The organism is Rhodococcus ruitaii (assembly GCF_055230935.1).
Genome location: NZ_JBUYWC010000029.1, coordinates 1 through 21,929, shown reverse-complemented (window position 1 = coordinate 21,929; position 21,929 = coordinate 1). Strand labels below are relative to the sequence as shown.

Genomic DNA, 21,929 nt, shown 5'->3' with positions numbered 1-21,929 from the left:
GCCTCCTTCGAGTTCTCGGCCCACCACGGCGCCACCACGTGTTTACGCACGTTCCACTGCTTACGCAACGCCGGTAGCGACCATCCCAACGACGGCGTCAACTCGTCCTCGGCGATACCGTACGTGCGTTCGGCCTGCCGTTGATCCATCACCGCCTTCACCAACGCGAGCATCGTGTTGTGCGCCTTGCGGGCACCACCCGCGTGCGAGCGGAATGCCCGCACCTGGGTGGGTGTGGGGTCGAGCGCGAACCGGTAGGCCTGCGCCGTCCAGCCGTGCGGGATCTCGAACCTCGCCATCAGGAACTCGCCTCGACCGGGCCGTCCTGCGTGGTGACGGTGACCGTGCGCATCGCACGAGTGCGCGCACGGCGGTGGCCGTAGAGGCGACCCTGCGCCGGCAAGGCCGCGATCGGATGCTCGGCTCCGAGCCGGGCCCGGCGGTCGCGGTATGTCACGATGATCATGCTCGCAGCAGGGTCCGACACAGTCTCGGGTGTGCCCTGCGCGAGGTGTCCCGTCCACGCCGGACCCGACCTCGGTGAGCACCGGGATCGGGTCGGTTCGTGCTGGCCCACACCGTGAGCGTGGTTTCCTGGTGGTCCGGGTCGCTGCACCGAGGGTGCAGACCCGCGCGTGCATCACCGGGCGGTGAGCAGGCACCGGTATCCGGGTCCTGAGGGAACCTTCGGTAGGGGTCTGCGGGTGCGTGTCCCGGGTACGGCCCATTCGGCTGGTGTCACGCGTCTTGTGGAATAGATTCGGTCATGTTTGTTCATATTTGTTCACAGAATGTCGAGCAGTTCGCAACCCCTCGACTACCGGACACGCGACACTGCGTCACCGGAGTAGCCCGTTGCCCGCGACGGTCCGTCGCACGGCCAGAGACTCGCGACGCCCCCGTAGTATTCGACCAACTACGAGTATTCGACTACCTACGATCCAGTTGGAGGCGAACGACGTGACACAGCAGCCCGACGAACCCGACCTTCGGTTGAGCGATGACGAACGTCTGCACGCCCTCAACGTCATCAGCGAACACTATGCAGCAGGACGGCTCGATACCGCCGAATTCTACGACCGATCCGGTGAGATCGCGGCGGCCCGCGCTCTCGCCCCCCTCCGCGGCGCATTCCGCGGACTTCCGGGCGGAGTCCCGCTCGAGGTGGTCGACAACCGGATCCGGAAGGTATCGACCGAGATTGCCGAGAGCTCACCGACCGGTGCGCCGTCGCGCAGCGCCGAGAGTGAACTCTCGTCGCTGCTCCGACGAGGGAACATGGTCGAATCCCTCGACGGGGTGATCCTCGGCATCACTCTGGTGGCGTTCCTCGTCCTCAACTTCGTGATCGGTTGGGACCACGCCTGGCTGGTGTGGCCCAGCCTGATCGTGACGCTGGGCCTGCCGCGCCTGATCTTCAGCTTCAGCGACGAAGACGAGGAACTCTACGAAGAATTGAAGGAGTCCGAGAACGAGGAACGAAAGAAGCGTCTGAAGGAAGCCGCGGAGCGCATCAAACAGCTCGAGAGCAACGAGCGCGACACCTGACGAGTCAGTCGACGAGCGCTTTGAACTGAGCCTCGTACAGCCGCGTGTACGCGCCTCCCGCCCGGAGCAGATCGTCGTGAGCGCCCTGTTCGACGATCCGGCCGTCCTCCATCACCACGATCCGGTCGGCGTCGCGAATCGTCGACAAGCGGTGCGCGATCACAAAACTGGTGCGATCGTCGCGCAGCCGCGCGGTGGCCTGCTGCACGAGTAGTTCGGTGCGGGTATCGACCGAGCTGGTGGCCTCGTCGAGAATAAGGATCGACGGCTTCGACACGAACGCACGGGCAATCGTGATGAGCTGTCGCTCACCGGCGCTGAGGCTCCCTGCCTCCTCGTCGACGATCGTGTCGTACCCATCGGGCAGCGCCCGCACGAACCGGTCGACGTAACTCATCCGGGCGGCTGACATGATCTGGTTCTCGGTCGCGTAGGGATTCCCATAAGCGATGTTCTCGCGGATCGTGCCTCCGAACAGCCAGGTGTCCTGCAGCACGATCCCGATCCGGGAGCGCAATTCTTCCCGGAGCATCCCGGTGATATCGACGCCGTCGACGAGAATCCGGCCCGAATCTACCTCGTAGAACCGCAGGATCAGATTCACGAGGGTGGTCTTTCCGGCACCGGTGGGTCCGACGATCGCGATCATCTGCCCGGGTTCGGCGCACAACGTCAGGTTCTCGATGAGCGGGCGTTCCGGGGTGTACGAGAACGACACATCCTCGAACTCGACCAGCCCGTGCCTGCTCCACGGCATCGTGGGGGCCGCGGGTTCGGGATCCTGTTCCTCCTCGTCGAGGACCGCGAACACTCGCGTGGCGGACGCCGCGGCAGACTGCAGCAGATTGATCATCGCGCCGATCTGCGCGAGCGGCTGCGACAGCTGCCGCGAATACTGGATCATCGCCTGGATCTCGCCGAGCGTCGACGTTCCTGACGCCACACGCAGACCACCGATCACCGCGACGACGACGTAGCCGAGGTTGCTGAGGAACATCACGAGCGGCATCACCAGACCCGACACGAACTGCGCCCGGTACGCAGCCTGAAACAGCGAATCGTTGGTTTCGGTGAACCGCCGCTCGATCTCCGCTGTCCGCCCGTACGCGGTGATGAGCTCGTGCCCGGTGAACGATTCCTCGATCTGTCCGTTGAGCGTGCCCGTCGCGTCCCATTGCGCCGCGAAATGCGTCCGTGAACGCCTCGCCACCAGGATGGTCACCACAGCTGCGGCGGGGACGAGCAGCAACGCGATCACGGCGAGCAGCGGGGAAATCCAGAACATCATCACCACGAGCCCGAGAAGCGTGAACACCGCCAGCACCAGCTGGCTGATGGATTCCTGCATCCCCGTCGACACGTTGTCGATGTCGTTGGTGACACGGCTGAGCAGATCACCGCGCGAATGCGTGTCGAAGTAGCGCAACGGCAGGCGGTGGATCTTCCGTTCGACGCTCGCGCGCATGTCCCGCACGGTGCGCTGCACAATCTCGTTCAATCCGTATGCCGCAACCCAGATCAGCGCGGACGACAACAGGTAGAGAGCGAGAACGATGACGAGGGTGCGTCCCAGGCCCGTGAAGTCGATGCCCGCTCCGGGGATCACGTTCATTCCGGCGACCATGTCGGCGAACTGATCCCGCCCCTCCGCGCGTAACTGCGCGATAGCGCCATCCTTGGACAGCCCTGCCGGGAGCTGCATCCCGACCACACCGTTGAAGATGATGTCGGTGCCCCTGCCGAGCACGAGCGGCGCGATCGACGAACTCACGACACCGAGCAATGCCGCGATCACCACCGAGTAGACGACGTACCGGTGCGGGTGCAGCAGACCGAGGATGCGGATGATCACGCGCAGGCGCGACTGCGGGGCGGTCTGCTGTTCGGCCGCTGCGGGCGTCGTCATACGGCGGCCATTCTCTGCGATTCGACGATTTCGGCGTACGTCCGGGAACGGCCGAGGAGCCCGAGATGGGTTCCCGACGCGACCATGGCGCCGCCGTCGAGGACAACGATGCGATCCGCGTTCTGCACGGTCGAGACACGCTGGGCGACGATGAAGACACACGCGTTACGTGTTTCCGGTTCCAGTGCCGTGCGCAGGCGAGCGTCGGTCGCGGGGTCGAGCGCCGAGAACGCGTCGTCGAACAGGTAGATCGAGGGTTTGCGGACCAGCGCGCGCGCGATCGCGAGCCGCTGCCGCTGCCCGCCCGATACGGTGGTACCGCCCTGCGACAGCACCGATTCGAGCCTGTCCGGCATGGCATGGACGAAGTCGGCGGCCTGCGCAACTTCGAGTGCATGCCAGAGTTCGTCGTCGCTCGCGTCGGCGCGACCGTAGCGGAGGTTGTCGGCGATCGTGCCCGAGAACAGATATGCCTTCTGCGGGACGACGGAGATCCGCGACCGCAGCACCTCCGGATCGAGGTGCCTGACGTCGACACCCGACACCAACACCTGCCCGGCGGTGACGTCGATGAGTCGCGGGATCAAACGCATCAGCGTGCTCTTGCCCGACCCGGTGCCACCGATGATCGCGGTGGTGGTGCCGGGCTCCGCGCGAAAGCTGATGTCGCGCAGCACGGGCGCGTCGGCGCCCGGATAGGAGAATCCGGCACCCCGAAGTTCGACGTCGATGCGCGGGGGTAGCTCGCGCATCGGTTCTGCCGGCGCCGCCACCGTCGGTTCGGTGTCGAGGACCTCGAGGATGCGCCCGGCGCACACGCTTGCGCGCGGGGCCATCATCGCGATGAACGACGACATGAGCACTGCCATGAGGATCTGTGCGACATACGTGATCATCGCGGTGATGGATCCGACCTGCATGGCGCCGGCATCGATGCGGGCACCGCCGACCCATACCACGGCGACGGTGCTGACGTTCGCAATGAGCAGCACCGCCGGATACAGCACCGAGTTGACACGGCCCACGCGCAGCGCAGTCGCGGTCAGATCGTCGTTGGCGCGGTCGAAGCGCGCCTTCTCGGTGTCGTCGCGGACGAACGCACGCACGACACGGATGCCGCTGACCTGTTCGCGCAGCACCCGATTGACTCCGTCGAGTCGTATCTGCATGACCCGGAATCCCGGCAGCATCAATGCGATGAGCACGACCATCGTCAAGATCAGTGCCGGTATTGCAACCGCGAGCACCAGAGAGGCACCGACGTCTTCACGCAACGCCATGATGATGCCGCCGACACCCATGATCGGCGAGGTCACCACGATGGTGCAGGTCATCAGGACCAGCATCTGCACCTGCTGCACGTCGTTGGTGTTGCGGGTGATCAGCGACGGGGCACCGAAAGTGCCGAATTCACGGGCGGAGAACCCGCCGACCCGCTGCACGAGCGCCAGCCGGACGTCTCGTCCGAACGACATGGCGGCTCGTGCAGCGAAATAGACGGCACCTACGGAGCAGGCGACCTCGACCGCGCTGATCCCCAGCATGAGGAGCCCGGTACGCAGGATGTAGTCGATGTCGCCGACCGCGACACCCTGATCGATCAGGTCGGCGTTCAAGCTCGGCAACAGCAGCATGCCCGTGGTGGCCGCGAGCTGCAGCAGGACCACAGCGGTGAGCGAACCCTTGTAGCGCACGAGAAAGCGCCGTAACAGCCGAACCAACATGGGCAATACGCTACCTGCGTCTCCGGACGAACCTCGCGACCCTCACACCCGGCTGGCTTCCGGGTTCGCGTCGGCGGCTTCCAGCTCCCGCGTGAGCTTCTCGCCCTCGACATCGACGTTGGGCAGGATCTTGTCGAGCCACTTCGGCAGCCACCACGCCTTGTCGCCGAGCAGAGCCATCACCGACGGGATGATCACCATGCGGACGATGAACGCGTCGAAGAAGACGGCCGCGGCGAGCGCGAAGCCGATGGACTTGATCAGCGAATCCGGTTCGGCGATGAACGCGGCGAACACCGAGATCATGATGACCGCGGCGGCACTCACCACGCGGGCACCGTGCGCGAAACCGCTGCGTACCGCATCCAGCGCGGAGGCACCGTGCACGTAGTCCTCGCGCATGCGCGTCACCAGGAACACCTGGTAGTCCATGGCCAGGCCGAACACCACACCGATCAGGATGATCGGCATGAAGCTCACGATCGGCTGCGGGTTGGAGATGAGACCGCCCCAGCCCTCCTGGAACACCGCCACGGTCGCACCGAAGGTGGCCAGGACGCTCAGCAGGAAGCCGAGGGTCGCGGTGAGCGGCACCAGGATCGAGCGGAACACGAGCATGAGCAAGATGAACGCGAGACCCACGACCACCGCGAGGTACGGGGCGAGTGCACTCTGCAGGTTCTCCGACACATCGCCTTCCAGCGCGGTCTGACCGGTGACGCCGTACGAGAGTCCGTACTCGTCGTTCAATGCCTGCTCGTCGGCGCGGATCTCCGAGACGAGGTCCATCGTCGCGGGGTCGGTCGGGCCACTGCGCGGGGTGATGAGGATCTGCGCGGTGTCGCCGGCTTCGTTCACTGCGACGATCTGGGCGTTGACCACCTCGTCGTGCTCGTACAGCGAGCCGAGGACTGCGGCGAATGCGGCGTCGGAGGGCACGTCCGCGTCGCGAGCATCGGCGACGACGACCAGCGGGCCGTTGCGCCCCGGTCCGAATCCTTCGTCGATCAGATCGTAGGCCTGACGCGCACTCGTGGCGGGGTCGCCCGTCGCCTCGGTGGGCAGGGCCAGACGCAGACCGGTGGCGGGGAGTGCCAGGGCTCCGAGGAGGACGACGCCGGCGACGAGCGGGATCAACGGGCGACGGGTGATGACGCCGATGACCTTCTGCGCGGCGCCCGGCTCGTCTCCCTCGGGGTCTCGCTGCTTCAGGCCCGGGATACGGCCGGCGAAGGCCTTCCCGCCGAAGAGGCCGAGCACGGCCGGCAGCAACGAGATCGCGATCAGCACGGCCATGAGCACCGTGAACGCCGCTGCGTACCCCATCACCGACAGGAACGGGATCCCGACGACGCTCAGGGCCATGAGCGCGATGATGACCGTGAGGCCGGCGAAGACGACGGCGGAACCGGCGGTACCGACAGCACGACCAGCAGCCTCGGCACGGTCGGATGTGTTGAGCAGTTCGTGTCGGAAGCGCGACACGATGAACAGTGAGTAGTCGATCGCGACGGCGAGTCCGATCATGATCGCGAGTGTCGGCGTCATCGAACTCAGGTCGAAGAAACCGGTGGCGATGGTGATGCCCAAGCTTCCGATGCCGACACCGACGAGCGCGGTGATCAGCGGCAGACCTGCCGCGACGAGCGAGCCGAAGGTGAGGGCCAGCACGATCGCAGCGATGCCGATGCCGATCAGCTCAGCGGTGCCGCCCGGAATCGCCATATCGGCGGCAGCGGTACCGCTGACCTGCACGGTCAGCCCGGCGTCGCGGCCGATGTCCGCGGCTGCGGCGATCTGGTCGCGCATGGCTTGGTCGACGTCGGTGACCTCGCCGTCGAACGGCACGGTGACGAACCCGACGGTGCGGTCGGCGCTCAGCGGCGACAGCGCCTGCGCGTCGGCGAGGGCGGCCTCTTCCGTCATGCCCTGCTGCGCGGCAAGTCCGGTCATCTGTTCGGTGAGCCCGGCGTCGGCGAGGACGGGGTTGACCAACGCGTCGGCCTGCTGTTCGGGTGAGGCGGTGGCCGGGTCGATCTTGGCAGGTGCGGAGACTGTGTCGATGCCGCGGATCGCCGCGAGCACCTCGTCGACCGCGGCCATGTTCTCGGGGTCGTCGAGTGTCTGCCCGTCCGGCGCCGCGAAGACGTACCGGGCGCTGAGACCGTTCATCGGGTCTTCGGCGGTCGGGAACCGCTCGGCCATCAGGTCCTGCGCATTCTGCGCGGGGGTGCCGGGGAGGGTGAAGGAGTCCGTCGTCGGACCCGACAGGGTCGCGGCCCCGACTCCGAAGAGGACGAGCAGCGCGATCCAGAAGGACAGCACTGCGCCTTTGCGCCGGTAAGCAAATTTACCTATCCGGTAGAGGTAGGTCGCCACGACGGGCACCCTTTCTTTCGTCGAACATGGTCATGGGCTCGGAGTAGGGGCTACGAGAATCCCCGCCGCAGCAGAGCGAACGCCTCGCGGATGTAGTGCTCGGGTGAGAGCTCGGGATTCGACATGACGATGTCGATGGCCGATTTGACCGCTCCCCAACCGATGTAGTGCACCAGATTGGGGTAGATGTCGGTGGCTGGGTCCGTACCCGTTCGTTCGGCGATCGCATCGACGAGCAAACGCGATGAGCGCTTTGCCACCTCGAGGTGGCGGGACATGTTCGCCGCACCTTCCTCGACAAAAGCAGCGCAGGCCCCGATGTCGTCGAACGACCATTGGGGGTCGGTCACCAGCCCCACTGCGCATTCCTCGAGCGAACTCACGATGGGCTCATCGGCGGGGCGATGGCGCAGTAAGTCGATCCACGATTCGATCAGGCCCTCGAAATGCACGAGGACCGCTTCTTCCTTGCTCGTGAAGTAGTTGTGGAAGGTGCGGGTGGAGACTCCGGCCCGGGCAGCGATCGCGTCGGCGGTGACCTCGTGAAGTCCGCGTTCGCGTGCGAGTTCCGCAGCGGCGTCCGCGAGAGCCGCGCGAGTGGCGGCCTTCTTGCGGTCACGCAGTCCGGGTTGAGAGCTCACTCCAACAACGGTACAGATTTGCAGAACAGTGCAACTTTGCAGAGCAGTGCAATATTTATGGAATCAACCACACCCGGTGAGCGCGAGTAACACGGCTCACACGTGGCGGCGTTCCCACGCGTCCGGATCAGCAGTCAGGTCACGGACGAACTCCGACAGGTCGTCCGCAACGACATCCGCGAGGGTCACGTCCTCGAGCACCGCGCGCAGATTCACCCGCACCGCGATCCACACATCACGCAATCGCTCGGCCGCCCCCGTGTATTCCACACTCTCGGGCCGCTCGCCCCGCACCGACGCGAGTGGCCCTTCCACCGTGCGAATGATGTCGGCGATGGAAATCTCATCGGCCGGTCGCGCGAGCCAGTAGCCGCCGTCCGGCCCACGTCGACTGCGGACGAGACCGCCCCGGCGCAGATCGGCGAGCACGGCCTCGAGGAATTTGTGCGGGATCGACTGCGCTCTCGCCAGGATTTCCGCCTTGGCCGGGCCGCCACCGCATGCGGCGAGTTCGAGGAGCGTCCGCACCGCGTAGTCGACCCTTGCACTGATATGCACTTCGATACCTCCTCGAACGTCCCGGCCGACCAATTCCTACCAAACAGGGGAGAAATCGGCACCGTCGACGCCGTCGGAGCAGCCCCCGGCAACGACGGACGCGGTCAGTCCACCGTCTCCAGAGTGATCAGGAAGTCCACGCTCCCGGCCTCGTCGACGGCAACGAATCCGAGGTTCGGTGGCTGAATGCCCCAGTCCATCCAGATCGCGGGGATGCTGCCCGACGCCACGATGTTCTCGCCGGTGCGCAGGACTTCGACGTCCACCGTCACCGGCTGCTCCTCGCCGCGCAAGGTGAGGGCGCCGGTCGCGGGCACGGTCGTGATGGTGCCGTCGGTAGGCACCGACGACAGATCGACAGGTTCGGTCAACGTGAAGGTCGCGGTCGGATGGTTCGCGGCGTCCATGACCATGCCCCGGAACTGACCGTCGCGCTGCGAGCTGTCGGTGGCGATCCCGTCGACCTCGACGATGACCTCGGCGGCAATCAGCGATTCGTCGGCGATCGTCGCAGTGCCGGACACCTGGTCGGTGCTCCCCACCACGGTGACATCGGCGCCGCGCAGGATCTCGTGCACGGTGTAACCCGCCGAGGTCCGGTTGGTGTCGGCACCCGGCGTGACGGCCCACTCGCCGTCGAGTTCACCGGACACCGCCTCGGCACCGGACGTCGAGACCGAGGCGGCGGGTGCGTCGTCCTCAGCGATGAACGTGCCGTACACCCACGGCGCGACGAAGAAACCCAGCAACGCGACCACGACCACGACCACGAGCGCCCACACCGCTTTTCGCATAGGGCGAGATTAGTTGACGTTTCAATTCGCTGGGGTCGCTCTGCCGATTTCGCGCCCGGGGATCGAGTCTCCCGAGCTATCGGGCGACAACCTGCGCAGCGACTGCAGCACCCACCCACCGACGAAGGTAACGACGCATCTCGTCGTCGCTGCGCGGCGGGTTTCCGGGAGAGACGAAGAACGACTGCATCGTCCGCAGCAAGTATTCGACCAGTTCGTGCAATGACGCGTCGTCGTATCCGTAGTTCTCCCACTCGACATCGAACCGCCTGATCATCGTCATGCCGAAGGCCTGCGCTTCATCGGACGTCATGTCTTCGGTGTGGCCACTGGCGTAGGTACTCGACAACAACAGCCCGAGATGCGGGGTGCGGCGTACCTCCGCCAGCGTGAAGACAACACCCTCGACTGTCGCCTCCACGGGATCGGATATGCCGGACACCTGCGCGGTGAGCCGATCGAGAAACCCGGCGACCGAGGCAATACCTGCAGCTTTCATCAGGGCGTCCGCGCTGGGGAAGTACCGGTAGACCGTCTGACGGATCACGCCGAGAGATTCCGCGACGTCCGCAATGCTGATCGCCGAGCCGGTTTGCCCGATCATCTCGACGGCGGTGGCAACGATGCGCCGGGATGCCTCGTCGTCGCTGTCGGGTGGGCACCCACCCCACCCTCGCCTACGCGCCACGTTCAGCCTCCCGGAATGAGGTGCCCGACGCTATCACGCAACCCAATGCCGGGGCGGATGCGCCGGTGATCCACACAAAGTCATCATACAATCAACCAATCATGTGTATGTTCGTCTCATTGCGGTTAGTCTTCATCCCGGCCGCATCGGACAGCCCCCGAACAAATGAGGTGCGACATGACCGACCTGCACGTCCGCAAGATGCGGTTCGCATTCGAGGACTACGACGTGCCGTTCCTGTGGAACCCCGAGAACCCCGCGTTCTCGAGCATGGCCAACGCCGTCTCGTTTCTCGCGGTCGGCTTCGAGAAGATGATCGTGCAGATGATCACCGAAGCGAAGCCCCGGTTCACCGACGACGCGGTCGCCGAGGAAGCCGACGCGTTCATGCGCCAAGAAGGCCAGCACTCCACCGCGCATCGCCAGCACGTCCGCGCTCTGATCAAGAGGTACCCAGGCCTGCAGGAAACCCTCGACGAGGTGATCGGCGCCTACGACACTCTCACCGCCGAGACGTCGCTGAAGTACCGGCTGGCCTACACCGCAGATCTCGAAGCGACCTTCACTCCCGTCTTCAAGCTCATGCTCGACAACGACGCATCGTTGTTCCGCCCCGGCGACGACCGCGTCGCCTCGCTGTTCATCTGGCATTTCGTCGAGGAGGTCGAGCACCGCAGTTCGGCGCTGATCATCTTCGACTCGGTCATCGGCAGCGACCTCTACCGCATGCGTGTAGCCGCCTCGGTGTTCAAGCACGTGCTCGACGTCATCCGGATCGCGTGCGCTGGCTTCAACACGCATGTGCCCATCGAAGACCGCAAGATCGACGCTCTGTCGATGTTCGCCTCGCATCGACGTAAGCAGAAGCTGCTGAAGATGATTCCGGGAATGCAAGCCGCGGATGCCGGGCCGATGCCACGAGCATTCGACGATCTCGGGCTCGGGGAACAGCTCATTGCCCTGCGGGGCATCATTCGTAGTCAGATGCCGAAGCACAATCCCGAGCACGAGGACCTGCCCGAACTGGCCGGAAGGTGGTTCGAGCGCTTCGAATCCGGATACGACGTCACCAAGTGGTACACCGCGGAAACCGCTGCACCGGGGGGCAATTGATGTCGGATCTGTGTTCACCCACCTTCGAGGACCTCGCGACGAGGCTCGGTTTCTCCTGCGACGAGGCCGGCGGTCTCGTCGAGTTCCGGAATCCGTTGGCATTGGAGAACTGGACGCTTCCCGTCCTCGAACTGACGATCACCGTCGGCGCTGTTCTCGCCCTCGTGTACGCCGTTCTCCGGCTGCGCCGGCACGGCGATCCCACCAATCTGGTGCTGTGGTTCGGCGCGTGCGCATACCTGTTCGTCATCGAACCGCCCCTCTACTTCCCGGCTGCGTTCGGAATCGAACAGCACGTCGACACGATGTTCGCGCACAACGTCTTCACAGTCGAATTCATGTGGGGCAGACTGCCTCTCTACATCGTCGCGATCTATCCGTTGCTCGCGACACTGTCGTTCGAGATCGTGCGGATGCTCGGCGTGTTCCGCAAATACGGCGTGCTCCTCGGTGCCGTGTGCGTGGGATTCGTCCATCACGCCTTCTACGAGATCTTCGACCACCTCGGACCGCAATTGCGCTGGTGGGAGTGGTCACTCGAGAATCCGATCAACCAACCGTTCTTCGACTCCGTCCCGCTGCCGAGCGTCGTGGTGTTCGCCGCGTTGTGGCCGATGTCGCTGGCTCTGTGCACACAGTTCTTCGTCGGCCGTCACATCGACCGGGGTGAAAGCTTCACCGGAATCCAATTGGTGTGGCGCACAATTGTGATCGGCGTCCTCGCTTCAGTCGGCACGTTCGTCCTCCCGCTGCCCGCAACCGCCATCGGGATGGGGAGCACGACGGTGCGCGGAGTCATGTACGCACTCGAACTCGTGGTCCTGTGTGTGGTCGCGGCATGGGTGCTCGCTCGTCAATGGTCGCGGTTGCGCCGCAGCGAATCCGCCGCTCCCGCCTACACCAATGTGTTCGTCCAGCGGTTCTCGCTGGTGTATCTCGGAGTGCTGGCCATCCTCTGGATCACGGCGTTGCCCGACTACTTCTCGGCGGTCGACGGCGTCACCGACAACGGCGACCCCATCGGCAGCCTCTGGTACGTCGTAGCGTGCTTCGTGGTGGCAATCCTGTGTGTCGTCGCGACCTTCACTGTTCCCCGAGCAGAATCCGCAGCCGCTACCTCGGAAGCGGACGTTCGGGAGGCATCGTCATCGTGAGGTGGACCCACGCGGTCTGAGCATCCGCGCCGCCAGCAACGCGGAGACCACCATGAGCACCATTCCGATTCCTGAGGTGATGGTCACGCCGCTGTCGAACGCCTCTCCCGCGGCTCCGAGCAGAGCAGTCGCCTGCTCCGCGGGTAGGGCGTCGGCGACGGCGTGCGCACCGCCCAGCGTTTCCCGAGCCGCGGCGGCCGCATCCGGGTCGAGTCCGGCCGGAAGTCGCAGGTTCGCGCCGTAGGACGCCGTGAGAATCGAACCGAGCACCGCAGTTCCCAGCACAGCGCCCATCTCGTAGGCCGTCTCCGACACCGCCGACGCCGCGCCGGCCTTCTCCGTCGGCACACTTGAGACGATCAGATCGTTCGACAACGTCTCGGCTGCCCCGATCCCCGCGCCGAGCACCGCGAATGCCACGATGATCGGCGTCACGGACGTCGGCGAGGCGAGCAGCAGCACGAGCGCGTAGCCGAGCGCCGACAGCAACAGTGCCGACACGATGATCGTCGACGGCTGCACCCACCGGACCAACGCGACCACCGCCAGACCGGCTACCACCATCACGCCCAGTCCCGGGACCAGACTGAACCCGGCCTGCATGGGGCTCTGCCCGATCACCAGTTGCAGATGCTGCGAGACGAAGAACAGGAATCCGACGAGGGAGATCACCGAGAGCAGGTTCACCAGGACTGCCCCGCTGAACGCCGGCACTCGGAACAAGCGCACGTCGAGCATGGGATCCGGCCGGCGTAATTGGCGTCGCACGAACGACACGAGAGACACGAGCGCAACTGCGGCGGGAACGATCGTGGCGCCGACCGAACCGCCGTTCGCGAGATTCTTGATGGCGAACACCAACGGTGCCAGCGCGAGCATCGACAGCGCAATGCTCACCACGTCGATACGTCCGGGCGCTGGGTCCCTGGATTCCGGCACGAAGATCGGGCCGAGGATGAGGAGCGGGATCAGCACCGGTACAGCGAGCAGGAACACAGAACCCCACCACGCGTGTTCGAGCAGGAAACCACCGACGATGGGGCCGAGCGCCGCGCCACCGGCAAAGCACGATGCCCACACCGCGATGGCGAGTCGTCGCTGCTCCGCATCGAGGAAAATGTTGCGCAGCAACGACAGCGTGGACGGCATCAACATGGCCCCGAAGAAACCCAGTGCCGCGCGCGCAGCGATCAGCGCTTCGGCCGATGGCGCATAGGCCGCGATCACCGAGACCGCAGCGAATCCGGTTGCGCCGATCAGCAGTAGGCGGCGTCGCCCGATGCGGTCGCCGAAGCTGCCCATCGAGACGAGCAGGCCTGCAAGAATCAACGGGTAGACGTCGATGATCCAGAGTTGCTGCGCACCGCTGGGTCGCAGCGCGGCGGAGATCTCGGGTAGCGCGAACGCAAGCACCGTGTTGTCGACCGAGACCAGCAGCACGGGGAGCATGAGGACCGCGAGGGCTACCCACTCGCGGGGACCGGCCTTCGGAACGGCAGCGCTCGCGTCCGGTTGCGAGACAGGCATGATCGACACGGTTATCGAGCTTTCGAGGGGAGTCGGAATCGAATCCTCGTTACTGTACCAGCTGGACGGTAAAGTAACGAACGTCGTATCATCGGCCCGTGCCACCACCTCCCGCTGCCCGCGCCAAGCTGCTCGACGCCTTCGTGACAATCCTGTTCGAGCAAGGCGAACGCGCCGCAACCCTCGACGCTGTCGCTTCCTCCGCAGGCGTATCGAAAGGTGGCCTGCTCTACCACTTCCCCTCGAAGGACGCCCTCGTCGAAGGCCTGGCCGACCACGTCGAAGAACTCGCAGCAGCCGACGCCGACCTCATGCGGGACGCCCCCGAGGGGTCTGCTGCGTACTACATCCGCACCTCCGTCTACGCAGGCACCGCAATCGACCGCGCCATCATCGCCACGACCCGCCTGAGCCAGAACTCGATCCCACGCGCCCGCCTGGCGCTCCAAAGAATCCATCGAGGCTGGATGGACGTCCTGGTCGACGAGATCAGCGATCCCGCCGTCGCACGCGCCATCATGCTGATCGGCGACGGTCTCTACTACAACGCGGCGATGTCCGGCGAGGCGAGCGATACCCCACCCGAGGGCGTCGACGAGCTACTCGACGTCGTCCGGCGCTTGATCGAAGGCCGCTGAACCTCAGCGGAAGTACACCCACATCGGACAGCCTCGCGGTGCCGACGGACGCGCGGCTGCCTTTTCGGTTCGCGGTCACGGTACTGGGGTAAGGCGGGAGAACCGGCAAAAGCGCATTGGATGGGCAGCTGCGCATTGTCGGCAGCGAGCGGCTGCCATTTTCGTTCGCGTGCATCCCCGGTAGGCATCACAAACGAGCGACGCCCCCGAACCGAAGTTCGGGGGCGTCACTCTTGGCGGTGGCGGTGGGATTTGAACCCACGGACGGGGGTTACCCGTCACACGCTTTCGAGGCGTGCTCCTTAGGCCGCTCGGACACGCCACCGCTAGAAGACTTTACCGGATCGGGTCGCTGTGTCGAAATCGCCTGGTCACGATCCCAAGGACGGCGTGCGCCGGCCACGGAAGAACTCCTCGAGCACACCCGCACACTCTTGCTCCAGCACCCCGCCTCGAACCTGGGGTCGATGGGTGAGCCGGCGGTCGCGCACGACGTCCCACAGCGAACCCACAGCACCGGTCTTGGGCTCCCACGCACCGAACACCACCCGCGACACCCGGGCAAGCACCAGCGCACCAGCGCACATCGTGCACGGTTCCAGCGTCACGGCGAGGGTCGTTCCCTCGAGCCTCCATCCATCCCCGTACACCTGAGCGGCAGCTCGCAGAGCGAGCACCTCGGCGTGAGCGGTCGGATCGCCGATGGCCTCACGTGAGTTGGCGGCACGAGCGAGCTCGGTGCCGTCCGACGCGAACACCACCGCGCCCACCGGGACGTCCCCGGCAGGCGCGACGGCCGCGACCTCCAGCGCGACCCGGATCAGTTCTTCGTCCCCGCGCAGCCCCATGTCCCCGCGCAGGCCCATTCAGTTCATCTTGTCGAGCGTCGAACTCAACACGTCGCCGAATCCGAGCCGCTGCGCGATCTCGTCGATCTGCTCGTCGGGATACAGGTCCGTCTCCGACAGGATCACCGCCAGCACCGGCTCGGGCAGGCCCATGTCGGCCAGGATCGAGAGGTCGCCTTCCTCCCAGGGCTCCACGTCATCGAGGTCGTCGGGATCGATATCCGGAATATCGACGTTCAGTGCATCGAGTACGTCGGCCGCGATGTCGTAGTCCACGGCCATCGACGCGTCCGACAACAACAGTTGAGTTCCCGCTGGGGCAGGGCGCACGATGACGAAGAACTCGTCCTCCACATTGAGCAGACCGAACACTGCCCCGGAACTCCGGAGCTCCCGCAATTCCGTCACCGCAGTGTCGAGGCTCGTCAATGCCGATGCCGACAGTGCACGGCACTTCCAGCGTCCGTCCTCACGCGTCACTGCAACGGCAAAACCTTCGAAGTCCTCTGTCGAACTCACCGCGGGGCTCTTGTCCCCGACACGCTGTGCAGCCATGCGGGCAACGGTAGTCGGCCCGGTCCCACGAATGAAGCCCACCGGTGAATATGCCAATCTGAAGCGGTGTCCACACCTGCTGCCGCGCCCCCCATCTGTGTTCTCGGTCTCGGACTGATCGGCGGATCCGTACTCCGGGCCGCGACAGCATCGGGTCGTCGAGCCTGGGGATACAACCGCTCCGCGCCCGCGGTGGAGTCGGCCGTCGCGGACGGGTTCGACGCATCCACCGACCTGGCAGCCACCCTGGCGCGTGCGGAAGAAGCTGGAGCCCTGGTGGTGCTCGCCGTGCCGGTGCCCGCCGTCGACTCGATTCTGGCCGCTATCGCCGAGCACGCACCGAACGTGGCCCTCACCGATGTCGTGAGCGTGAAAGGTCAGATCGCCGACATGGTCGCAGCACGTGGCCTGTCGGCACGCTTCGTCGGCGGGCATCCGATGGCCGGGACCGCCGAGTCCGGATGGGAAGCCGGATCAGCAGATCTCTTCCGCGACGCAGTGTGGGTCGTCACCGTCGACGACGGCACCGACCCCGACGTGTGGCAGCAGGTCGCCGGGCTCGCCCTCGACTGTGGTTCGGTCGTCGTCCCCGCAGAGTCCCGCGAACACGATGCCGCAGTGGCGCGGATCTCCCATCTGCCGCACATCCTCGCCGAAGCGCTCGCGCTGTCCGGGGCCGGCGGCGGCGACCTCGCCCTCGGACTCGCCGCGGGATCCTTCCGAGATGGCACGCGCGTCGCCGCGACCGCCCCCGGGCTGGTCGACGCGATGTGCGAGGGCAATGCGACTGCAGTGCTCGAGGCACTCGACGAGACCCTCGGCGTCCTACGTGCGGCACGCGAACAACTCGCAGACGGCAGCACCGGTGAGCTCACACGCGGCGGCCATGACGCCCGCACCAGCTATGAACAGCGCCGACGCCATCGAATCACCGGGATCGTCCCCGGCGACGACAACTGGCTCGAACGCCTCAGAGAAGCCGGCCGACAAGGAGGTGTGTGGACTTGACTACTCCCCGCCCTGAAGGACGGGGATTCTCGGACTCGCGTCCGGGAGTTCCTGTTTCACCGGCGACTGCCGACGGGTTGCCCCATGCGGTCTGACATCGCCTCCGCAGGCGTTTCGTGTCTCCGCCAGTCCGGCGGCGACGAGGATGTTCTTCGCGGCGTTGACATCCCGGTCGTGCCGGGTGCCGCAGTCGGGACACGTCCAGCGGCGTGTCCCGAGGGACAGCGCGGCAAGCAGGTGCCCGCACGCGCTGCACGTCTTGGAGCTGGGATACCAGCGGTCGATCACCACGAACCGGCGACCTGTCTGCTGCGCCTTGTACTCGAGCATCGACCGGAACTCGCCCCAGCCGGATTCGCTGATCGACTTCGCCAGCGATCGGTTGCGGACCATCCCGGACACGTTCAGGTCCTCAACGGCAACCGTGTCGAACCGCTGCACCAGATCGGTGGAGGTCTTGTGCAGGAAGTCACGGCGGGCGTCGCGGACACGCGAGTGGGTGCGGGCGACCTTCCGGCGCTGCTTTGCGCGGTTGTTCGAGCCCTTCTGCATCCGGGCCAGGCGTTTCTGCTGGCGTCGCAGGCCGCGTACGTGCCGGGCCATGTGCTTCGGGTTCGTGATCTTCTCCCCGGTGGACAGGACCGCGAAGTCTTTGATGCCGAGGTCCACGCCGACCGACTCTCCGGTGTCAGGCAGCGGCTGCGTGTCGGGCCGGTCGACGGCGAAGGTCACGAACCAGCGGCCGTCCGGCTCCTGGGAGACGACCACCATCGTCGGGTCGAGCGTGGACGGGTCGATGTCGGGCCAGGACCACGCGGTCCTCAACGGCGCGGTGGTTTTCGCCAGCCACAATCCGTCCGCTTTGATACGGAACGCGGAGCGGGTGAAGTGCGCGGACTGCCGTCCGTGGCGGTTCTTGAACCGGGGGTATTTCGCGGTGTCCTTGAAGAACGACTGGAAGGCGGTGTGCTGGTGCCGCAGCGTCTGTTGCAGCGGCACCGACGACACCTCGCCGAGGAACGCGAGGTCGTCGGTCTTCTTCCATGCAGCCAGGGCAGCGTCGGTCTCCTTGTAGGAGGTCGACGCCTGCTCGGTGGTGTAGCGGCGTTGCCGGTCGGCGAGCGTCTTGTTCCACACCACGCGCACACACCCGAACGTGCGACGCAGCAGCGCCGCCTGTTCGGTGTCCGGGTACGCCCGAACCTTGTATGCCCGCCTCATGGTCAACACTTTGCACGAAAGGACATTATGAGTAACGCCATTCCTCCCCGCCGTGAACGGCGGGGCATCCTGGCGAGGTTCCGGTGACGAACCTTCGCGACGCCGCAACCGCGCTCGCCACCGGGAAGCTCACCGCTGCCGAGCACGTCCGCCAGGTCCTCGCAGATCTCGACTCGCTCGACGGCACGCCCTGGTCCAACATCGTGGCCGCCCGCGACGACGACGCAGCTCTCGCGCGCGCGGCGCGCGCCGACGCCGAAATCTCCGCGGGCAACTGGATAGGCCCCCTGCACGGTGTCGCGATCGCGATCAAGGACAACATCGACGTCGCGGGCCTGCCGACCCGCTGCGGCAGCAACGTGCTCGTCGACGCACCTGCCGCAGACCGGAATGCCCGTATCGTCGAGAACCTGCGTGAAGCCGGCGCGATCATCGTCGCGAAGACGCACCTGCACGAATTCGCGTACGGCCCGACGGGCCTCGTCAACGCCTCGGGTCCGGCTGTGCATCCGCACGATCCTGCTCTCATCAGTGGGGGTTCGTCGTCCGGTTCCGCAGTCCTCGTCGCGAAAGGCATCGTGCCGGTCGCGATAGGTACCGACACCGGCTGCAGCGTCCGCACACCCGCGGCGTTGTGCGGTATCGCCGGGTTCAAACCGAGCCGCGGCGCACTCCCCGTCGGCGGTATCTTTCCGCTGTCCACGACCTTCGACCACGTCGGCCTGCTCACTACCGACAGCCTCGACGCAGCACTCGCCTGGGGTGCGATGCCCGGCGTCGCGCATCTACGTTCACCTGTGTCTGGGCTGCGGATCGGCAGGCTTCGCGGCGGACTCTGGAACCACACCGACACAGAGTTCGAGACTGCAACAGACCTCGCGTGCCGCACCCTCACCGATCTCGGCGCAGAAGTCGTCGATGTCGCATTGCCCGAAACAGATGATTTGCTCGGTGTATATCCGATCATCACGGGATCCGAGGCGTACGAGACGCACCGCGACACATTCGAAGCCGACCCGGGGCGCTACCAGCCGCCCACAGCGGCACTCCTGGAAGCACAGAGGGATCGCCCCGCCCACGAATACCTCCGGGCGATACGGACCGCGCAGAAGCTCCGACACGAAGTCCTCGAACGGTTGCGGCGCACCGAGAACCTCGACGCACTACTCACCGCCACCACGAGCATCCGATCCGCGGCCCTCGGCAGCGACCCGGCAGAGCTGCGAGCGCCCCTACTGCAACGGTGCATCCCGTTCAGTGTGCTCGGCGTACCCGCGATCTCGGTGCGCGCGGCCGGTGACGCCGGTATCGGACTGCAGATCGTCGGCCTCACCGCCGGGACCGGCGGCCACGGAAGCCACCCTGCAGAGTCTGCGACGCTGGCGATCGCACTGGCAGTTGAGGGCGTCGACGAAAGCTAGATGCGTTCCGCCAACCCACGGTAGGTGACGACGAATCCGTCTTCGTCGACCGTCACGGACGACGAGGAAACCGGCGACAGAACATGAATCCCGTCGGCAGCGCTGCTGTAGATCACCAGGGCTTCCTGCACCGTCAGGTCCAGCAGGTTCACGTACACGACGGGAACTTCGAGCTCGTCAGCGCCTTCCTGCAGGTGGTAGCGCCGGATCGGCAAGGCATTGAAGAACGGGCTGAGGATCACATCGACGTCGAGCGCCCTACCGAAGGATGCGCGCTGATGGTGGGTGCCGCTGTCGACCATCCAGATGCCCTCACCGGATCTGCTGATCGACATATGCCGCTCGCCGGCCGCCATCGTGGTGCGGACCGACAACCGGCGCGTGACCCCGTCCTCGTCGGTCACAAGGTCGTAGGAGGCGCTGAATGCAGGATGCTCGGAACATGCTGCGCCCACGATACGACCCGTCGCCTTGACGCGCTGGCCGTTCAACTGCACACGTACCGATTCCATCCGGGGCGCGTCCAGCGACCTCCAGGTCAAGAGCGCGGGCCAATTGGACGCTGGGGTTGTCGCAGGGCGAACGGCATCAGAGTCTGGGCTGCTCACGGTCTATACCGTATGCGACAAGTCGCCGAGGAGCCGCATCGGTGCCGGTATTGGAGAACCGCCGACGCCGAGATGACTGACGGCTCCGCACCGATCCACGGAAGCAGAGCCGCCTGCACCGCCCCTACCTGCATCGATGCCTCTCCGCCTCCGAGCTGTCCCCCCACTGAACTGCCTCGCCGTCGGCAGGGATGCTCATCGCCGGACGAAGATCGAAATCTGGGCGACGCAGCCGCCTCGGAATCGGCTTCCCCGCCCCGTATTGGCCTAGAGTCGCTTCATGCGCACCGTGTGGACAGTTCCTCTGAACATCGCCCAGACACTGCTGGAATCTCCGGAGATCCAGATGTTCCTGACCAGCAATGAGCTGCCGGACACCGCGGACGACCCGCGGCAGAGACTCTCCGAGTTCACACTCGCGCTGGGGGCGTTGGCACGCAACGGTGGACGCACGTTCGGTTCGGTCGACGCCGCAAACCGCGAACTGTTCGGGGGTTCTGCAGGCGCGGTCCCCGTCTCCCTCCGCCTGACAGTTCTGCGCGCCATCGTCACCAAAGTCGACGACCGCACACCGACGCCCGGTCCGCTCCAGAAGAACGTGATCGATCAGCTCGGTGCGTATGTGTACGCGATCGTGGACTCCCGAGACCGCAGCATCCTCTACGTCGGAACAGGTCGAGCGAACCGCATCTTCACACTCACCTGGACGGCGCTCGGTGAAACCCACAAACTCGAGGAGTCCAAAGAAAAGGCACCGATCGCGACGCCCGAGACCGAGGCTGCACTGCGCCGCATCAAGGCGGTGTACGACTCCGGCTACTCCGTGGAGCACTTCGTCATTGCCGACGCACTACACCCTGCAACCGACCCTGAGCACACGGCCGGCGAGGTCGCGCAGGCCGTCATCAGCTCGCTCGGTCTGCTCGAACCGCACCGCGGCGAACCTGTGCTGACGAACTTGGCAGGCACCAATGAGGAGTCGGAAGCCGACCGCACCGCAATTCCGATTTCGGAGATCGTACGCCAGTACTCGGCGCAGGCCGCGCCCGAACCACCCACACCGTGCGTAGTTCTGCGTATCAACGAAGCGAAGAAGGCATCGACGGAGGCCGTACGCGAACTCGCATCACGACCGTGGCCGGCCGGGACCGCGGCCCGAGGGATCGACGGACTGCCGATCATCGTCGTCGCCGACAACATTGTGCGCGGCGTGTATCGCGCCACAGGATGGGAAGCGGGCGCCCGGACCGAGGAGAACGGCGGCACAATCCTCTACCGGTTCCGTGGCGAAGCCGACGCTGCCCTCGAAAATGCCTTCGTCAATACTCGCCTGACCCCGGACCGTCTGGGACTCAAACGCTGGCCGACGAGCGGCTGGGCACCACGACTCACGCGTGCGCTTCCGAAGCCCGGTGGCCATCCGATCTCGAAGCCGGCGCCGCGGCCGAAAGCACCCCGGTCGTAGACAGAATCGACAAAAAAATGGGGGTGGGGCCGGGATAATTCCCGGCCCCACCCCCATGTCATTCCCCATAATTACAGGATTACCCATAATTACCGGCCCCGCAAACACGGTTGGGGCCCCCCCAAAAGTGGGG

The 21,929-nt window shown here is 65.6% G+C and carries 21 protein-coding genes and 1 tRNA gene; 7 read left to right on the top strand and 15 right to left on the bottom strand.

Annotation, left to right across the window (positions count from 1 at the left end; genetic code table 11):
* Both ACZI8W_RS25725 and ACZI8W_RS25720 read right to left on the bottom strand, forming a co-directional pair.
* The coding region (locus tag ACZI8W_RS25725; protein WP_463371370.1) for a helix-turn-helix domain-containing protein at positions 1-299 on the bottom strand (299 nt) is incomplete at its 3' end.
* A complete protein-coding gene (locus ACZI8W_RS25720) occupies positions 299-466 on the bottom strand; it encodes a recombinase family protein (protein WP_463371369.1) in 168 nt (55 codons plus the stop codon). The genes ACZI8W_RS25725 and ACZI8W_RS25720, both read right to left, overlap by 1 nt.
* 494 nt (positions 467-960) lie before the next feature.
* Here ACZI8W_RS25720 and ACZI8W_RS25715 point away from each other — a divergent pair, with 494 nt between their 5' ends.
* Complete coding sequence (locus ACZI8W_RS25715) at positions 961-1,548, top strand: DUF1707 SHOCT-like domain-containing protein (RefSeq protein ID WP_463371368.1); 588 nt, start codon at positions 961-963, stop codon at positions 1,546-1,548.
* A 4-nt stretch (positions 1,549-1,552) separates the two neighbouring features.
* Here the strand turns inward: ACZI8W_RS25715 and ACZI8W_RS25710 are convergent, their stop codons facing one another.
* The 7 genes from ACZI8W_RS25710 to ACZI8W_RS25680 all read right to left on the bottom strand — a co-directional run bounded on the left by ACZI8W_RS25710 (position 1,553) and on the right by ACZI8W_RS25680 (position 10,238).
* On the bottom strand, positions 1,553-3,454 hold the full coding sequence (locus tag ACZI8W_RS25710; protein ID WP_463371367.1) for an ABC transporter ATP-binding protein: 1,902 nt from the start codon (positions 3,452-3,454) through the stop codon (positions 1,553-1,555).
* A complete protein-coding gene (locus ACZI8W_RS25705; RefSeq protein ID WP_463371366.1) occupies positions 3,451-5,178 on the bottom strand; it encodes an ABC transporter ATP-binding protein in 1,728 nt (575 codons plus the stop codon). Before ACZI8W_RS25705 ends, ACZI8W_RS25710 begins: the two co-directional genes overlap by 4 nt.
* A gap of 42 nt (positions 5,179-5,220) precedes the next feature.
* Positions 5,221-7,557 carry an MMPL family transporter gene (locus ACZI8W_RS25700; protein WP_463371365.1) on the bottom strand — a complete coding sequence of 779 codons (2,337 nt, stop codon included), beginning with the start codon at positions 7,555-7,557 and terminating at the stop codon, positions 5,221-5,223.
* Positions 7,558-7,607: 50 nt separating this feature from the next.
* Positions 7,608-8,198, bottom strand: a complete 591-nt coding sequence (locus ACZI8W_RS25695; protein ID WP_463371364.1) for a TetR/AcrR family transcriptional regulator — start codon at positions 8,196-8,198, stop codon at positions 7,608-7,610.
* A 96-nt stretch (positions 8,199-8,294) separates the two neighbouring features.
* Positions 8,295-8,756: an RrF2 family transcriptional regulator gene (locus ACZI8W_RS25690; protein ID WP_463371363.1), complete on the bottom strand. Its 462-nt coding sequence runs from the start codon at positions 8,754-8,756 to the stop codon at positions 8,295-8,297.
* Positions 8,757-8,860: 104 nt separating this feature from the next.
* A complete protein-coding gene (locus ACZI8W_RS25685) occupies positions 8,861-9,550 on the bottom strand; it encodes a YceI family protein (protein WP_463371362.1) in 690 nt (229 codons plus the stop codon).
* A 76-nt stretch (positions 9,551-9,626) separates the two neighbouring features.
* On the bottom strand, positions 9,627-10,238 hold the full coding sequence (locus tag ACZI8W_RS25680) for a TetR/AcrR family transcriptional regulator (RefSeq protein ID WP_463371361.1): 612 nt from the start codon (positions 10,236-10,238) through the stop codon (positions 9,627-9,629).
* Between the two features lie 177 nt (positions 10,239-10,415).
* Here ACZI8W_RS25680 and ACZI8W_RS25675 point away from each other — a divergent pair, with 177 nt between their 5' ends.
* A complete protein-coding gene (locus tag ACZI8W_RS25675; RefSeq protein ID WP_463371360.1) occupies positions 10,416-11,351 on the top strand; it encodes a metal-dependent hydrolase in 936 nt (311 codons plus the stop codon).
* A complete protein-coding gene (locus tag ACZI8W_RS25670) occupies positions 11,351-12,505 on the top strand; it encodes a hypothetical protein (RefSeq protein WP_463371359.1) in 1,155 nt (384 codons plus the stop codon). The genes ACZI8W_RS25675 and ACZI8W_RS25670 overlap by 1 nt, the downstream gene beginning before the upstream one ends.
* Here ACZI8W_RS25670 and ACZI8W_RS25665 read toward each other — a convergent pair.
* Positions 12,497-14,032 carry an MFS transporter gene (locus tag ACZI8W_RS25665; RefSeq protein ID WP_463371358.1) on the bottom strand — a complete coding sequence of 512 codons (1,536 nt, stop codon included), beginning with the start codon at positions 14,030-14,032 and terminating at the stop codon, positions 12,497-12,499. The genes ACZI8W_RS25670 and ACZI8W_RS25665 overlap by 9 nt on opposite strands.
* A 98-nt stretch (positions 14,033-14,130) precedes the next feature.
* Here ACZI8W_RS25665 and ACZI8W_RS25660 point away from each other — a divergent pair, with 98 nt between their 5' ends.
* A complete protein-coding gene (locus ACZI8W_RS25660) occupies positions 14,131-14,670 on the top strand; it encodes a TetR/AcrR family transcriptional regulator (protein ID WP_463371357.1) in 540 nt (179 codons plus the stop codon).
* Positions 14,671-14,904: 234 nt separating this feature from the next.
* On the opposite strand, the gene ACZI8W_RS25655 is transcribed toward ACZI8W_RS25660, so the two are convergent.
* The 3 genes from ACZI8W_RS25655 to ACZI8W_RS25645 form a co-directional block, all read right to left on the bottom strand.
* Positions 14,905-14,995 (bottom strand) — tRNA-Ser (locus ACZI8W_RS25655).
* 46 nt (positions 14,996-15,041) lie between these two features.
* On the bottom strand, positions 15,042-15,518 hold the full coding sequence (locus tag ACZI8W_RS25650; RefSeq protein ID WP_463371372.1) for a nucleoside deaminase: 477 nt from the start codon (positions 15,516-15,518) through the stop codon (positions 15,042-15,044).
* An 18-nt stretch (positions 15,519-15,536) separates the two neighbouring features.
* A complete protein-coding gene (locus tag ACZI8W_RS25645; RefSeq protein ID WP_463371356.1) occupies positions 15,537-16,073 on the bottom strand; it encodes a tRNA adenosine deaminase-associated protein in 537 nt (178 codons plus the stop codon).
* Between the two features lie 48 nt (positions 16,074-16,121).
* Between ACZI8W_RS25645 and ACZI8W_RS25640 the strand changes: the two genes are divergently transcribed.
* Entirely contained in the window at positions 16,122-17,081 is a 960-nt protein-coding gene (locus ACZI8W_RS25640; RefSeq protein WP_463371371.1) for a prephenate dehydrogenase, read from the top strand.
* Here the strand turns inward: ACZI8W_RS25640 and ACZI8W_RS25635 are convergent, their stop codons facing one another.
* Positions 17,082-18,302: an RNA-guided endonuclease InsQ/TnpB family protein gene (locus ACZI8W_RS25635; RefSeq protein ID WP_463371355.1), complete on the bottom strand. Its 1,221-nt coding sequence runs from the start codon at positions 18,300-18,302 to the stop codon at positions 17,082-17,084.
* Between the two features lie 83 nt (positions 18,303-18,385).
* Here ACZI8W_RS25635 and ACZI8W_RS25630 point away from each other — a divergent pair, with 83 nt between their 5' ends.
* A complete protein-coding gene (locus ACZI8W_RS25630; RefSeq protein WP_463371354.1) occupies positions 18,386-19,723 on the top strand; it encodes an amidase in 1,338 nt (445 codons plus the stop codon).
* Here the strand turns inward: ACZI8W_RS25630 and ACZI8W_RS25625 are convergent.
* Positions 19,720-20,331, bottom strand: coding sequence for a putative glycolipid-binding domain-containing protein (locus ACZI8W_RS25625; RefSeq protein ID WP_463371353.1), 612 nt, complete (start codon positions 20,329-20,331; stop codon positions 19,720-19,722). The two genes, ACZI8W_RS25630 and ACZI8W_RS25625, sit on opposite strands and share 4 nt — an antisense overlap.
* A gap of 280 nt (positions 20,332-20,611) precedes the next feature.
* Here ACZI8W_RS25625 and ACZI8W_RS25620 point away from each other — a divergent pair, with 280 nt between their 5' ends.
* The gene (locus ACZI8W_RS25620) at positions 20,612-21,796 is read left to right on the top strand and encodes a GIY-YIG nuclease family protein (protein ID WP_463371352.1); all 1,185 of its coding nucleotides are present in this window, start codon (positions 20,612-20,614) and stop codon (positions 21,794-21,796) included.
* The last annotated feature ends 133 nt before the right edge of the window (positions 21,797-21,929 follow it).

Excerpts from the sequence above, each read along its gene's own strand:
- ACZI8W_RS25720 (WP_463371369.1), bottom strand. The coding sequence starts at position 466 with ATGATCATCGTGACATACCGCGACCGCCGGGCCCGGCTCGGAGCCGAG.
- ACZI8W_RS25710 (WP_463371367.1), bottom strand. The coding sequence starts at position 3,454 with ATGACGACGCCCGCAGCGGCCGAACAGCAGACCGCCCCGCAGTCGCGC.
- ACZI8W_RS25705 (WP_463371366.1), bottom strand. The coding sequence starts at position 5,178 with ATGTTGGTTCGGCTGTTACGGCGCTTTCTCGTGCGCTACAAGGGTTCG.
- ACZI8W_RS25685 (WP_463371362.1), bottom strand. The coding sequence starts at position 9,550 with ATGCGAAAAGCGGTGTGGGCGCTCGTGGTCGTGGTCGTGGTCGCGTTG.
- ACZI8W_RS25675 (WP_463371360.1), top strand. The coding sequence starts at position 10,416 with ATGACCGACCTGCACGTCCGCAAGATGCGGTTCGCATTCGAGGACTAC.
- ACZI8W_RS25670 (WP_463371359.1), top strand. The coding sequence starts at position 11,351 with ATGTCGGATCTGTGTTCACCCACCTTCGAGGACCTCGCGACGAGGCTC.
- ACZI8W_RS25665 (WP_463371358.1), bottom strand. The coding sequence starts at position 14,032 with ATGCCTGTCTCGCAACCGGACGCGAGCGCTGCCGTTCCGAAGGCCGGT.
- ACZI8W_RS25650 (WP_463371372.1), bottom strand. The coding sequence starts at position 15,518 with ATGGGGCTGCGCGGGGACGAAGAACTGATCCGGGTCGCGCTGGAGGTC.
- ACZI8W_RS25645 (WP_463371356.1), bottom strand. The coding sequence starts at position 16,073 with ATGGCTGCACAGCGTGTCGGGGACAAGAGCCCCGCGGTGAGTTCGACA.
- ACZI8W_RS25635 (WP_463371355.1), bottom strand. The coding sequence starts at position 18,302 with ATGAGGCGGGCATACAAGGTTCGGGCGTACCCGGACACCGAACAGGCG.
- ACZI8W_RS25620 (WP_463371352.1), top strand. The coding sequence starts at position 20,612 with ATGCGCACCGTGTGGACAGTTCCTCTGAACATCGCCCAGACACTGCTG.